Below are 14,246 nucleotides of genomic sequence, written 5' to 3'. Positions count from 1 at the left end.
GCCTCGCAGACGCAGATGCACCACGCTCTACTTCAAAGACCCGTGAGCGCAAGCAAGCTGGATCGATGAAGCAACTGGGGCAAATGAAGCGTCAAAAATCCGCTACGGAACCTACGGGGCAGGATGTAGAAACCCGCCCCTACTTCGTTGAGGGGCGGGTAGTTCATATAAAAGGCGATTGAGATCTCCAATTTTTTGTAGAAATGACTACCGCTCCTCCTCCCCAACCCATAAGTTCGGCACAAACCGCGATCGCTGCCTTAAAAGGAGACGATAATCAGTTGCGCTATTATGCCGCTTGGTGGCTGGGTAAACATCAGGTACAGGATTCGTGGACGGTGCTATGTGAAGCCCTCCAGGATGAAGCCTATCGCACCCAAGCGGGTGGATATCCCTTGCGGCGCCAAGCGGCGCGAGCGTTGGGTGAGTTAAAAAATCCCCAAGCTGTACCCGCGTTAATTGCTGCCTTAGATTGTCCTGATCTCAGCCTCCGAGAGGCGATTATTCAGGCTTTAGCTGCAATTGGCGATCGCAGCGCTGTCTCTCCCTTGCTGAATCTCCTAAACGCTGAAGCAGAGCAACCCTATGAAGCCTTGATTGAAGCGTTAGGGACTTTAGAGGTTTGGCAAGCCCGTCCCCAGATTGAACCCTTTTTAACCCATCAGTCGGAACGGGTTCAATGTGCAGCGGCTCGGTATTTATATCTATTGACAAAAGAGCCGCAATATATTGAGCGGATTATCCAGAATTTGGATCATCCCAATATGTATTTGCGCTGGGCGGCGATGTTTGATCTCGGCGCGATCGGTCATTTAGCCGCAGCGCAGGCGATTATTCAGGCGAAGGTTCCTAATAGTTTAAAGCTGCTGAATATCAAGCGGATGTTAGAAGCTATCTTAGAAAGTGATACAGAAGCAGAATTAAATCAACAGGATAAATGCCAGTTTCTGCTTGACACGATTGATCAGTTGTTAATTCAGCTCTAGCAGGGAAGCTGGGGAAGATGAGGGAGTTATCAGTTATCAGTTATCAGTTATCAGTTATCAGTTATCAGTTATCAGTTATCAGTTATCAGAAGATGGGGGAGATTGTGTAGGGGCGGATTTCACTACTATCTTTTCGGTTACACCCAGATGTAACTAAACCCGCCCCGACTGTACATAAGACGAATGACCAATGACCAATGACGAATGACCAATGACAAATAACAAAGGACAAAAATTACAACAAGCGGCTACGCCCAACGAAGCCATAGAAGCAATTCAGGCGTTAGTTGCTCAAGCGCAGCCTGCTAGCGATGACGTAATCACAGCGTTAATTGGGGCATTAAGTCATCATCATCCGGCTGTCCCAGTCGCCGCTGTAGACGGGTTAGTGAAATTGGGGTCAGCCAGCGTTAATCCTTTAATTGCCGCCTTTGAAGCCTCGGGTGACCAGGCTGTGCAAGCCCATATCATTCAGGCTTTAGCGCGAATTGGTGACCCAAAGGCGCTGAGTTTGTTAGAGGATGTCATCGGCACATCCGTCGCGAATCACTGTCAAGGAAATGTCCGGCGCGTAGCTGCACGCGGGTTAGGAAGGATTGGCAGTTTAGCCAAGGATGCAGCAATTATTAGTCAAGCCATAGACAAATTGACCTGGGCGTTACTGACACCAGAGGATTGGGCGCTGCGTTATGCTGCGATCGCGTCCTTACAAGATATTGCCCAGCCAGAAGTTATGCCTCCCTTACAACAGGCGTTGACTCAAGAGTCGGATCGGGTGGTACAAGCACGATTGAACCGCGCGATCGCACAGTTACAATCCATCATCTAGCTGCTCGCTGCCAACATTAGACTTACTTGTGCTTGTGGTAATGGTTTCGGTTCGATTCTCTGACAGGACTCAATCGTTTGAATGTGGGTTTGCACAGCTTTAAAGCTAGCCAAATTCAGTAAAACGATATCTTCGTACACTGAATCATCAGGAGTTTCAACCGCTAAAATTAGATCGTTCAGTTGATTTTTTTCGATAACAATATTCAGACATCTCAAAAATAAATCACGTTTCTTATGGCGAACATTGACCAAGTACCAATTGCTGTGAACAGGGGGCGGTTCTCCTGGCGGCTCGATAGGTTTGAGAGGTGGTAATTCCAAAACGACTACAAGTCCTTTAAGTTTGCTAACTAAGGCATCCGGGTTTCCGGATTTAAACATTCAGATTATAGCAAAGCGGAAGGTTACATCCGAGCCAGGGCAGTTATTTTAGCCAGTTTGCTCTGATCTAGACCGCTCAAATCTTCCAGTTTTAGCCACTCTTCTTTAACTAACCTAGCGAAAAGAAACAGGAGAGCGGAATAGTCATAGTCGTACTTACCATCAATATCGTGCCGCCTTGCACTCAAAAAATCGTGCAGACGCCAAACCTGATCGAGTTCAGTAATTCCACTGGCGTATTCCCGCACCTGTGTGATCAAAGCATTAGTTTCTCGTTGATACGCTTTCTCAAAAGCATCTTTGGCGATTTGTTGCTCTACGTCAGACCAAATAGTTTCGTTTACTTGCATTGTCCAGTGTTTTGAACACTCCCAACCCATAAGAGCAGGGAGTGCTCACTCAATCATTTACAACGTGCTACGATTTACTCCTACTCAACATGGCTTTAGATAAGCTCCTCTAGAAGTTCAAACTGACTCTTATGAGTACAGTTTTTAGAGTTGTTACCGAGTTAAGTTGAGTAACTCCTTCGGCGAGGCTAATAAATCAATTGCCACAAAGTAGACTTTGTTCTCAGGGTTAAGCAAGAACCGCCATGCCATATTCATTCCCACCCCGGCACCAAACCAAGGAGTTTGAACTTTACCTGTGACTTTGATCTGAGTATAACCCTCTTGTGCCGATTCAGAAACACCTTGTTCCGGTATCAGCTTCAGGTTCTGGCATTCTTCCCGGAAGAAGCGGTAGACGGCGTCTTTACCAATGATCGGTCTTTGGAACGGAGGTTGCAGCGCTCCATCATCAGTGAACAGTTGGATCAGGGCGTCAAAGTCATTGGCATTCATGTAATTCATGTAGCTCAACACCGTCGGGTTGTCAACTCCCTGGATCGTCACCGACGTCCGTTGGGACATTTGCTTAGGTGGAACGATTGGCTCAGTGACTTTTTTGTAGCTACCCAGTTTACTCGGATCAAACCCCATATCCACAACCGCATTCCGCAGCACCGTAATTTGCTGTCCCGGATCTAAGTTACGAATGGCTTGTAGCACGGCGGCTGCATTGGCGGATAGCCGATAACCCTCTGGAATAGGTGCGACTGTCCCCTGTTCCATCCATTGTCCTAGCTGATACCAAAAGCCCAGCTTGATATTAGCCGACCAACTGGCATAAGTACGGCTAATCGGCGCATCGGCGCGGTTTGCCAAGTCACACATGACCTGAGTTTGCTCTTGGAAAGACATTTGCCGAATTTGATTCAATGTTCCTTCTGCAAGCACCATGCTTGCGGCTCCTGGCGCAGCGATGGTGATGGTTTTTCCCATCTCCAGGTAAGCAAACCAGATTAAAGCTAATTGATCTTCAGCGTTAAGTTGAGTGAAACGGGCAATCGTGGCTGGTACAGCATCGGCTGTTAGGGTTTCAGGAAATATACTACGAGCTGAATCAATGGTAAAAGGCATAAGACTCTCCTAGTAGGAAAATTTATCAAAATGCTACGTAAGCGCCTGTCCTGAGCTGTTTTGGACTCTCTAGGGCAGGCATAAAATCTCTTCGCTAAAAACAATAGTAACAAATTGTAAGTAAGTGTAAATATATATTTAGATTTTTTTGTATCTTTTTTGGCAGTTTTTTATCCGCTACAAGTGCTTATCATTTTCATCAGACTTATCTATCATTATTTGGGAAATTGGGAAACCTGTCAAAATGTCTCTATGGGGGTAAAGTCCTGAAAGCTTGATTGGTAGTGGTTTCAGCTTGCTTGTCACCCCATCAGCAGTTAGAATTTATCTAATTGTGGGGGGAGAGGGGGAGCAATAAGACCCACGCCATAATTTTTCATTGGGCGTTGGGATACACTGGACTCCCCCAAGATCAATGTGGTAAATTGACATCATCCTTCGATACATCTGCTCACAAAGCTAGTTGAAATTGCTGCACCGTGAGTTGATTCTCGAATTTGATAATCAACAACCAACGCAAATCAAACTAATCAGTACCGCCGGGCTAGCGGGAATGGAAACTGCCTGTGCAGACGGTCTACCGGGGACCCAAATGTACTCGCCTGAGTCTAGGTAAGTGTCGAAATCCCGCAAGGCTTCCGCCGTGAGCGTCAGCCGAACGGGAAAAACCAGGAAATCCAATTTGTGAAGCTTGGAAGCTCACACCAGAATCTTTGATCTGGTGTGGGAGCATGTCACGAAATGTTTGAGCAGCGAGACAAAGTGAGTCCGTATTGGGTGGGGAAATCCCAGAGTATAAATGAACCGTTGGTACGTGGCTATGAGTACCTAGAGGCTGTACGTCAGCTAGCATTAGAGCCACGTATGGTTGATATCAGTGATAATCATCGGGTACGCGATCGCATCTGTACCTGGATTGGTTATAACATTGATACAGTCAACGCTGAACTCAATTCTTGTCTCAACGCCTGTCATGACTGTTTTCATCCAGAATTGCGTCGTCCGATCCAGATCGGGGCAGCGCCGTTAGCCCAGGAGTATGGGATTGATGGCTTTTGTAACATTCTCCTCAATCCAGTTACCATCCTCATTGATGTGGGACGAACAGCACCGCCAGATTGGTTAGGTATCGTCGTCCATGAATATGCCCATGCTCATGTAGGATCACCGGGTCATGATCGGCGGTTTTTTGAAGTTTTGTCTCATCTTTGCTTAGGACTTGGATTAAGACCTCCAGTCTGGCAACCTGATTTGGAAAACTATTTGCGAAATTGGCCCCACTGTCGCTCACTAGCAAATCCCTTGGCGTTCTGGATGGGTTACTTTTAGTTGGGAACGGGGAGATGGGGGAGCACAGGTGCGGAGGAGATGAGGGAAAAGATTCCCAATGAACAATGACCAATGACCAATGACTAATGACTAATTTTGTAAGAAGGTTACATAATCTGTTATATATTTGAAAGTTAAGGTTTGTAAGATTTTCTAAGATTACGGAGATTCAAACGTGGCGCTACCTTTATTAAGCTACACTCCGGTAAGTCAAAATCAGCGTGTCGCTGGTTATGAAGTACCCGGAGATGAGCAACCAAGGATTTACACAACAGAGAACATCCTGTTCGGCACAGACATGGATGAATTGATCGAAGCGGCATACCGTCAGATCTTCTTCTATGCTTTTGCTTGGGATCGGGAACGGTTCCTAGAATCCCAACTCCGCAACGGTCAACTGACGGTGCGGGATTTCATTCGTGGCTTGCTGCTGTCGAAAACCTTCTACAACAGCTTCTACGAGAAAAACAGCAATTATCGCTTTGTTGAACAGTGCGTGCAACGGGTATTAGGGCGCGATGTTTACAACGAACGCGAAAAAATTGCTTGGTCTATCGTTGTGGCGACCAAGGGGATTAAGGGCTTTGTTGATCAACTACTCAACAGCGAAGAGTACCTGACCAACTTTGGTTATGACACCGTTCCCTATCAACGGCGTCGTGTATTGCCCGGTCGCCGTCAAGGTGAAAGACCCTTTAACATTAAATCACCCCGCTACGACGGCTACTACCGCGCTCAACTGGGCTTCCCCCAAATTATTTGGCAGAACGAAGTACGCCGCTTTGTCCCGCAAGACAAGCAGGCTAAAGCAGGTGATCCTACGAACTTCCTGGATATGGCACGGGGAGTTAATGCCCAACCCAATCCACTTCCCCGCGTGTCTGCCCAGAATATCGATTACATGTCCCGTGTACCTAAGCGTTAGGGAAGGGAACGGATGAAGCACGCCGTCGCAGTACGGTTAGGAGTGTGTTAAAGGCTGGGGGGAGAGGGGCAATGACCTCAATCCAGTCCCCAGGTTTATTGCCCGTCCTTTGGTCTCCTTGGTTAGGAGAGAGGGGACGGGCAATTGTATTGGGATGCTGTAACCGCAGTCGCCATGCATGAAGTGCCTGTCCAGGGAGATTGACGCCGATATCTCGACCTTTACTATAAACGGGGTCTCCGACGATAGGGTGTCCGATATGGGCAGTATGGACGCGAATTTGATGGGTTCGTCCGGTTTCGAGTTGGAAGTGGATTAGGGTGTAGTTGCCCAGGCGTTCTTTAATCTGCCAATGGGTAATTGCAGAGCGTCCACCTTTTTCTAGGGGAACGACTGCCATTTTTTTGCGATCGCTCGGATGACGTCCGATGGGCAGGTCAATTGTACCTGTCTCGGTTGAGGGAGAACCATAGACAACGCCGAGATAGTCTCGACGGGCGGTTTTGGCTTTGAGTTGGGCTTGTAGGTGGTGGTGGGCGTGGTCAGTTTTGGCGATCGCGATCGCACCGGTGGTATCTTTGTCTAAACGGTGGACAATTCCGGGACGTTGTACGCCACCAATTCCAGCTAAGTTGGGGCAATGGGCAAGCAGGGCATTGACAAGTGTGCCGTTTTCGTGTCCAGGGGCGGGATGCACGACTAAGTTAGCGGGTTTGTTGACAATCAGGATTTGGTCATCTTCATAGAGGATATCCAGGGGAATTGCTTCTGGTTTTAGCTCTAAGGGTTTGGCGTCGGGGATAGTGAGGTGGATAGAGTCTCCAGGTTGAATCGTGGCTTTTTTTGAGGTGCAGAGGTTATCGTTGAGCTGCACATTCCCTTCTTCAATCAGTTTTTGGATTCGAGAACGAGATAGATCGGGTAATTGTTGGGCAAGATAGCGATCGAGTCGCTCACTGTTTTGTTGGCAGTATACATTAATTTCTTTCACGCTTGTTTGACTTATTTGTGTCCTATAGACCCAATTTAACCTTAAGCCGTAGTGGCGTGGCACACCTTATTTGGTGGATTAGAATTGTAGGGGCACACGGTGTGCGCCCGATTTAATCGTCAAATCTATCCCACAATTTTAGTTGTGTCAGTCCAGTAGAGTGGGCAGTACCCACCAACCTTAAGTCAGTACCTACAAAGTTGACATACACCCTCAAGTCGGGGCGGGTTTAGTTACATCTGGGTCAGGTAAGAAACGATAGTGGTGAAACCCGCCCCTACACCCAACTCAAATTTAGTTTACCTTATTTTGGTATTAAATTTTAAACAATTTATAAAAAGTAGAAATTTATGACTTTATCGACAGCATCTGAATTATTAAATTCGCTAAAATCAACATCAGGTTTTGTAACTCATGAACGACCAGGGAACAGACGTGACTAAGCCGGGTAACAACCTCACCTCAGCCAAGTTTGATCAAAATCATGAGGCGAGTAAAACTAAAAGGTGTTGGGGTTGGCGTCATCTATTTTGGGAAGCACGAACTCGTATTCTTGTCTGGTATGTCCTGCTAATGGTTTGCTTTACGGCTACATCAGTTGGGCTGATTCGTCAAGTTCTATTTAAGGAGGTATACAAACGAATCGACGGCTATCTCATCCAAGAGATGCAGGAGTTTCAGCAATTACTCCAACAAGGAAAAAACCCCTTTACTGGTCAGCCGTTTGACGATGATATAACCACTTTATTTGATGTATTTCTATCCCGTAATATTCCCAATGACGGAGAGTTTCTGCTGACAATTGTGGATGGTCAATTCTACAAATCCAGCCCAAAAGCACTACCCGCTCCGCTGCAACCGGATTCAGAGCTACTTAAAGGCTGGAGTAATCTGACAAAATCGACAAAAGGTCAGGAAGAAACATCTGTTGGTTCTATCCTTTACTATGTCAAACCTGTGGAAATCGGTGGAGAACTTCGGGGACTGTTCATTGTCGCCAATTCCATCGCGGGTGAAGAGGAAGAAATTAATGAAGTGATTGTGGTGATTATTGAGGTAACCTTGATCGTCATGGTTGCGGCTTTCGTCGTGGCTTGGATTGCGGCTGGACGAGTGTTAGCCCCCCTACGTTCGATCACAGAAACGGCGCGTTCGATTAGTGAAACGGATTTGACCCAACGTATTCCTCTACAAGGCTACGGTGAAATGGCTGAACTGACAATCACGCTGAATCAAATGCTGGATCGTGTGCAAAGAGCTTTTACCAGCCAACGAGACTTTATCAATGATGCGAGTCACGAATTGCGGACACCGATTACGATTATCCGAGGTCATCTGGAATTATGGGATGATGACCCAAAAGCCCAACAGGAAACATTAGAATTAGTCCTTGATGAATTGGATCGGATGAACCGATTTGTTAATGATTTACTCCTGTTGGCGAAAGCAGAATGGCGAGATTTTTTACAGGTTGAAATAATAGATATTGACTCGTTCACCGAGGAACTTTTTGCTAAAGCCAAAGCCTTAGCCGAACGAGACTGGCAATTGGATGCGATCGCGTCAGGTCGAATTGTCGCCGATCGTCAGCGCCTCACGCAAGCAATCATGAATCTGGCTGAAAATGCCAGCCAACACACCAAACCGGGAGAGCAAATCGCCTTGGGTTCAGCGATCAATCGCCACTACGCCTGTTTCTGGGTTCGTGATACTGGCGACGGAATTGATCCAGCTAACCAAAAGCGGATTTTTGAGCGATTTGCCCGACTCCCTAATAGTCGTCGTTGTTCTGAAGGCGCGGGTTTAGGATTGTCTATCGTTCAAGCGATCGCTCAGGCGCATCGGGGTCAAGTGAAACTCAAAAGCAGACTTGGTGCTGGCACTCAATTTACAATTGTTATCCCTCTAGAGCCAAAACAGGATATCCTACCCGATGAATCGAATTCTGATTGCTGAAGATGAACCCCGTATTGCCGCATTTATCGAGAAAGGGCTGCGATCTAACGGATTTACCACCAGCGTCGCTACCGATGCTCAAGAGACGCTGGCTATGGTTCTCTCCCACGAATTTGACCTGCTGATCATGGATTTGGGGCTTCCAGGCAAAGATGGTTTACAGATCCTAGAGGAGTTACGGGGTCAAGGAGAACAGATCCCGATTATTATTCTCACCGCCCGTGATGACATCCATGATAAGGTGGCTGGATTGGAGGGAGGGGCTGATGATTACATGACGAAGCCCTTTCAGTTTGCAGAACTCTTAGCCCGGGTGCGCCTGCGGTTGCGTAATAACTATTTGCCCAAAGCCCAAGAGGAGACGGTGCTGACGACAGGGGAAGTTACTTTAGATTTACTGACTCGTCAGGTTCATGTCAAGGGTCAGCTCGTTGAGCTATCTGCGCGAGAATTTACCCTGGCAGAAACCCTGTTACGCCATCGAGGGCAAGTGATGAGTCGAGAGCGGTTACTCAGTCATGTTTGGGGGTATGATTACGATCCGGGTTCCAATATCGTCGATGTTTATATTGGATATCTGCGTAAGAAGTTAGGGAGTGACTTAATTGAAACCGTCAGAGGGATGGGTTATCGCCTCCGCACTTGATCAGTAGTTTTACCTGTACAAATTCATAAACAATCCATGTAGAGACGTTCCATGGAACGTCTCTACAGTTTGACAAACATGAAAGATTTCTCATGAAAGTCTCATGTACTCTTAACAAAGCTTAATTAAATTAAAGTTAAGTAAACGTAAAGCACATTTCGTGTAGAAATCCGAGTTTCTAATCCTACGCCAAAGGTTTATTCAACCGCTCAGACAAAGCTCAGAGTACAAGGAGAGAACGATGTCAGCACACCAGCCAAGACTCGGAAGTTATTTACACACACCAGGATATTCCCGTATTGAGTCGCCAACCTTAAGGATTCAACCACATCTTCATTTAGAGGAACAAACCAGTAGTGCGACTGATGCGGCTCATACTGGCTGGTTTTCCCATCTAGCTCCAGCGATTGTCCAACCGAATAGCGCCAGAACTCGGAAATTGCGGGTGGTGTTGTACTCTCATGATACGATGGGTTTGGGTCATAAACGACGCAACTTATTAATTGCCCAAACCCTTGCCCAGTCTGCTTTACCCACAGACATTCTGCTGATTAGTGGCATGAGTGAGGCAAGTAATCTGCATATCCCTGATGGCGTAGACTATGTGGCGCTTCCGGCTCTGCATAAAGGAACGAATGGAGAGTATCAATCCCGTCGCTTGGATCTCTCGCTTCAGCACATTGTCAATCTCCGCGCTAATATTATTCGGGCTACTGTCGAATCCTTTCAACCGGATGTCTTCATTGTCGATAATGTGCCACGAGGGGCAATTCGAGAATTAGATTTAACCCTAGAGTATTTGCATACTCAAACAGACACCCGTTGTGTTTTAGGTTTACGGGATGTCCTCGATGATCCGATAAAAGTACAGCATGAATGGCAGCAGGCGGCTAATGAAGAAATTATTCGTAAGTATTATGATGCCGTGTGGATTTACGGCGATCCCAGAATCTCGGATCTGGTTGAGGAGTGTAAATTTTCCCCAGATATAGCGGCTAAAGTACGGTATACTGGCTGTTTTGACCAGCGCAAACGACTGGAATTTGTGGATAATTCTGAGATTGACCTCTTAGCGAGACTAAACCTCCCCCCTGGGCGGCTGGCGCTTTGTCTGGTTGGCGGAGGACAAGATGGGGATAAGCTAGCTGAAACTTTTGCCCAAACGACTTTACCTCCAGACACCAATGGGGTGATTTTAACCGGTCCATTTATGCCCCTTTCAGTGCGTCAACACTTACACGAAATGGCGGCGAAACATCCCCGTTTACGAGTGCTGGAGTTTCTGGCTGAACCAACCCAACTGTTGAATCGGGCTGATTGCGTAATTACGATGGGCGGCTACAACACCACCTACGAAGTTCTTTCCTTTGACAAACCCGCGCTAATTGTACCACGAGTCAAACCACGACGGGAACAGTTAATCCGGGCTAAACGGTTACAGGATTTGGGATTAATTGATATGCTGCATCCCGATGATGTCACTCCCACCGCCTTAAGTGAATGGCTGTCGCGGACAATCGGAACATCGACACACCGACGCGATCGCATCGATTTCCATGGGTTGGCACGTTTGCCTCACTTCCTCGAATCCGTCGTGGCTTCCCCCGTTGTTTCCATGGCTAATGCTCCGGTGATGTCGTTGATGGATAAAACGGATCAAATCGGGGCGGGTTTAGTTCAGTTAGTGGTTTGAGCCGGAACCTTATCGGTAAAACCAGCGCCTACATATTCAAAAATTACCCAATCCCCCATTTAAATGATGCTTTCCACACAATTAAACCGCATTGGTTATGTCCTCAAGCGTTATCCGCGCTACTCAGAAACATTCGTCGTCAATGAGATTTTAGCCCATGAAGCCGCTGGATTAGAAATAGAAATATTTGCCCTGCGCCCTCCGGCTGAGACTCATTTCCAAAATATTATTTCCCAAGTCCGCGCTCCCGTTTACTATATTCGTAAACCCATCCAAGGGCGAGTAAGTGATTCTCTCAATAGCCTTAACCCAACAGCCGCGAGCTTCTTCTGGGCAGAACTTCAGGAAGCCAGTAAAGTTATCCCCAATTTTTGGGCAAAGTTAGAGTTTGCTCAAGGGGAAAAAGCCAGTACCGTTTATCAAGCCGCTTGGTTAGCACGAGAGGTTCGGTTAAAAAACATTCATCATTTACATGCTCACTTTGGTACAGTGGCAACCAGTGTCGCTCGTCTGGCTGCCCACTTTGCCGGAATAACCTACACTTTCACCGCTCATGCTAAGGATATTTTCCATGAAAGTGTCGAACCTGAAGACATGAAACGGAAGCTGCAAGATGCGGCAAGTGTGATTACGGTTAGTGACTATAATCTCAACTATTTACAACAGACATACAGTACAGCCGCCGCCCATATCCAGCGGATTTATAATGGCTTAAATTTAAAGCAATTGGCGTATAAATCTCCCCAAAATCGCCCACCCACCATTCTTTCAGTCAGCCGATTGGTGGAGAAAAAAGGGGTTTCGGTTTTAATTGACGCCTGTGCCATTCTTGCCCATCGGGGCTGTTCGTTTCATTGTCAAATTATTGGATCAGGTTCATTAGCAGCGATTCTGCGAGAGCAAATTCAACGCCTCGGTTTACAATCAACCGTTGAAATTATCGGTTCACGTCCTCAAAATGAAGTCTTTGAGCATATCCAGAATGCGGCTGTATTTGCTGCACCTTATATTATTGGCAGTGATGGAAATCGTGAGGGTTTACCAACAGTTTTACTGGAAGCGATGGCACTGGGTACGCCCTGTGTGGCGACTGATGTAACGGGGATTCCAGAAGTTGTGCGTAATGAAGATACGGGATTGATGGTGGATCAACATGATTCTCAGGTGTTGGCAAATGCCCTGGAACGCTTACTGATTAATCCAAGTTTACGGGTGAAACTGGCAACAAAAGCGCGGCAATTAATTGAGTCAGAGTTTGATATTCATCGTAATACTGCTGCTTTGCGAAATATTTTTAATCAAGTCGTTAATCCAGATAAGTTAAATTATTTTCCGGTAGTTTCTGATCATATCTCGCACCAGTCTCACCCAGGAGATCATATTAGTTTTGCACAAAACATTTAAATAGAAGTAGGTTGGGTTGAGCGATAGCGAAACCCTACAGGATATCTTGTCATTAGTCAAATAACCCTTTTATTCCAGACTTGGAACGGGGCGGGTTTATTAACATCAGGGTCAAGAATAAACTTAAGTTGTGAAACCCGCCCCTACAACCCCATTTATTTTATCCCTGATACAGGGCGGGTTTGGTGACATTAGGGTCAAGAATAAAGTTAAGTTGTGAAACCCGCCCCGACAACCCCATTTATTTCATCCCTGATACAGGGCGGGTTTGGTGACATTAGGGTCAAGAATAAAGTTAAATTGTAAAACCCGCCCCGACAACCCCATTTATTTCATCCCTGATACAGGGCGGGTTTATTGACATTAGGGTCAAGAATAGAATTAAGTTGTGAAACCCGCCCCTACAGACTCATTTATCGTTTATTGAGGAGATAAATTATGCGAATTGCTTACATTTGCGCTGATCCAGGTATTCCGGTTTTTGGTCAAAAAGGCTGCTCGATTCATGTTCAGGAGGTGATTCGCGCTTGGCTAAAACTAGGGATACAGGTTGAGTTATTTGCCACCCGAATCGGTGGTGAGCCGCCACCCGGTTTAGAAACTATGATTGTTCATCGTTTACCCTCTATTCCCAAAGGTGAAATAGCTGCCCGTGAACAAGCTGCCCTATCTGCTAATAGGAATCTGCGTCTAACACTGGAAAAAAACGGTGTTTTTGACTTAGTTTATGAGCGTTACTCTCTGTGGAGTTTTGCCGGGATGGAGTATGCCCAGTCTAGGGGAATACCAGGACTTTTAGAAGTCAATGCTCCCTTGATTCAAGAACAGGCAAACCATCGGGGATTAGTTAATCGCACCAGTGCTGAACAAGTAGCGCAGCGCGTGTTTAGTACGGCGAGTGCAATTATTGCCGTTTCTGAAGAAATTAAGACTTATCTAGAAGCATATCTAGAAGTGGATCAACGAGTGCATGTGATTGCCAATGGTGTTAACCCAGAGCGTTTTTTTTGTGATATTAAATCGCCATTATCGATTCAGCAGGAAACATTCACCGTGGGATTTGTTGGCACACTCAAGCCTTGGCATGGATTATCAATTTTAGTCGAAGCCTTTGACACCCTGCATCAAAACTATAGGAATACGCGACTACTGATTGTCGGCGATGGACCTGAACGGGAGAATTTAGTCACAGAATTGTCAGCACGCGGATTATTAGATGCGACTCATTTTACCGGAGCCGTTACTCCTGATAAAATTCCGGTACTTCTGGCAAAAATGACCGTTGCCGTTGCCCCTTATCCGCACCAATCTGACTTCTATTTTTCACCGTTAAAAGTCTATGAATATATGGCAGCCGGATTACCCGTGGTGGCGAGTCGTATTGGACAATTAAGAGAATTAATTGAGGATGAAATTAATGGTTTATTGTGTCCTCCAGGTGACGCCGTGGCGTTAGCCGCAACCCTAGAGCGCCTCTACCATAATCCTGAATTAGGCAGACAGCTAGGAAAAGCCGCCAGACAGACGATACAGCACCATCATACCTGGGATGCGATCGCGAAACGTCTATTAGAAATCGCGGGTATGGCAGAGGAGCAGAGGGTGTAGGGGCGAAGCTTATGCGCCCAGATGTTTCGGTTT

13 protein-coding genes and 1 pseudogene are annotated in these 14,246 nt (G+C 46.5%); 10 read left to right on the top strand and 4 right to left on the bottom strand.

Going from position 1 to position 14,246, the window contains the following annotated elements:
* The 3 genes and pseudogenes from RID09_RS22840 to RID09_RS22830 form a co-directional block, all read left to right on the top strand.
* Positions 1–182 (top strand): annotated as a pseudogene (locus tag RID09_RS22840) (hypothetical protein); the annotation flags it as partial.
* 21 nt (positions 183–203) lie between these two features.
* Complete coding sequence (locus tag RID09_RS22835; RefSeq protein WP_446338211.1) at positions 204–986, top strand: HEAT repeat domain-containing protein; 783 nt, start codon at positions 204–206, stop codon at positions 984–986.
* Between the two features lie 211 nt (positions 987–1,197).
* Complete coding sequence (locus RID09_RS22830; RefSeq protein WP_446338210.1) at positions 1,198–1,815, top strand: HEAT repeat domain-containing protein; 618 nt, start codon at positions 1,198–1,200, stop codon at positions 1,813–1,815.
* Here RID09_RS22830 and RID09_RS22825 read toward each other — a convergent pair.
* From RID09_RS22825 to RID09_RS22815, 3 genes are all read right to left on the bottom strand, one after another.
* A complete protein-coding gene (locus RID09_RS22825; protein WP_446338209.1) occupies positions 1,812–2,198 on the bottom strand; it encodes a chromosome segregation ATPase in 387 nt (128 codons plus the stop codon). The two genes, RID09_RS22830 and RID09_RS22825, sit on opposite strands and share 4 nt — an antisense overlap.
* A 23-nt stretch (positions 2,199–2,221) precedes the next feature.
* Positions 2,222–2,548, bottom strand: coding sequence for a hypothetical protein (locus tag RID09_RS22820; protein WP_446338208.1), 327 nt, complete (start codon positions 2,546–2,548; stop codon positions 2,222–2,224).
* A gap of 153 nt (positions 2,549–2,701) precedes the next feature.
* Positions 2,702–3,661, bottom strand: a complete 960-nt coding sequence (locus RID09_RS22815; RefSeq protein WP_446338207.1) for an orange carotenoid-binding protein — start codon at positions 3,659–3,661, stop codon at positions 2,702–2,704.
* A gap of 741 nt (positions 3,662–4,402) precedes the next feature.
* Here RID09_RS22815 and RID09_RS22810 point away from each other — a divergent pair.
* A complete protein-coding gene (locus tag RID09_RS22810) occupies positions 4,403–4,990 on the top strand; it encodes a hypothetical protein (protein WP_446338206.1) in 588 nt (195 codons plus the stop codon).
* 175 nt (positions 4,991–5,165) lie between these two features.
* Positions 5,166–5,915: a phycobilisome rod-core linker polypeptide gene (locus RID09_RS22805; protein ID WP_446338205.1), complete on the top strand. Its 750-nt coding sequence runs from the start codon at positions 5,166–5,168 to the stop codon at positions 5,913–5,915.
* Here RID09_RS22805 and RID09_RS22800 read toward each other — a convergent pair.
* Entirely contained in the window at positions 5,905–6,906 is a 1,002-nt protein-coding gene (locus RID09_RS22800) for an RluA family pseudouridine synthase (protein WP_446338204.1), read from the bottom strand. The genes RID09_RS22805 and RID09_RS22800 overlap by 11 nt on opposite strands.
* A gap of 414 nt (positions 6,907–7,320) precedes the next feature.
* On the opposite strand from RID09_RS22800, the gene RID09_RS22795 reads away from it, so the two are divergent.
* The 5 genes from RID09_RS22795 (at position 7,321) to RID09_RS22775 (ending at position 14,213) form a co-directional block, all read left to right on the top strand.
* On the top strand, positions 7,321–8,862 hold the full coding sequence (locus RID09_RS22795) for a sensor histidine kinase (RefSeq protein WP_446338203.1): 1,542 nt from the start codon (positions 7,321–7,323) through the stop codon (positions 8,860–8,862).
* The gene (locus RID09_RS22790) at positions 8,840–9,508 is read left to right on the top strand and encodes a response regulator transcription factor (RefSeq protein ID WP_446338202.1); all 669 of its coding nucleotides are present in this window, start codon (positions 8,840–8,842) and stop codon (positions 9,506–9,508) included. The genes RID09_RS22795 and RID09_RS22790 overlap by 23 nt, the downstream gene beginning before the upstream one ends.
* Positions 9,509–9,749: 241 nt before the next feature.
* Positions 9,750–11,201: a glycosyltransferase family protein gene (locus RID09_RS22785; protein ID WP_446338201.1), complete on the top strand. Its 1,452-nt coding sequence runs from the start codon at positions 9,750–9,752 to the stop codon at positions 11,199–11,201.
* 66 nt (positions 11,202–11,267) lie between these two features.
* Positions 11,268–12,605 (top strand): glycosyltransferase, encoded by a 1,338-nt coding sequence (locus tag RID09_RS22780; protein WP_446338213.1) that lies wholly within the window; start codon positions 11,268–11,270, stop codon positions 12,603–12,605.
* A 438-nt stretch (positions 12,606–13,043) separates the two neighbouring features.
* Positions 13,044–14,213, top strand: a complete 1,170-nt coding sequence (locus tag RID09_RS22775) for a glycosyltransferase family 4 protein (protein WP_446338200.1) — start codon at positions 13,044–13,046, stop codon at positions 14,211–14,213.
* Positions 14,214–14,246 lie beyond the last annotated feature (33 nt).

The organism is Coleofasciculus sp. G1-WW12-02, assembly GCF_040219735.1.
Lineage (GTDB): Bacteria > Cyanobacteriota > Cyanobacteriia > Cyanobacteriales > Coleofasciculaceae > Coleofasciculus.
This window is presented reverse-complemented; position numbering and strand designations above follow the sequence as displayed.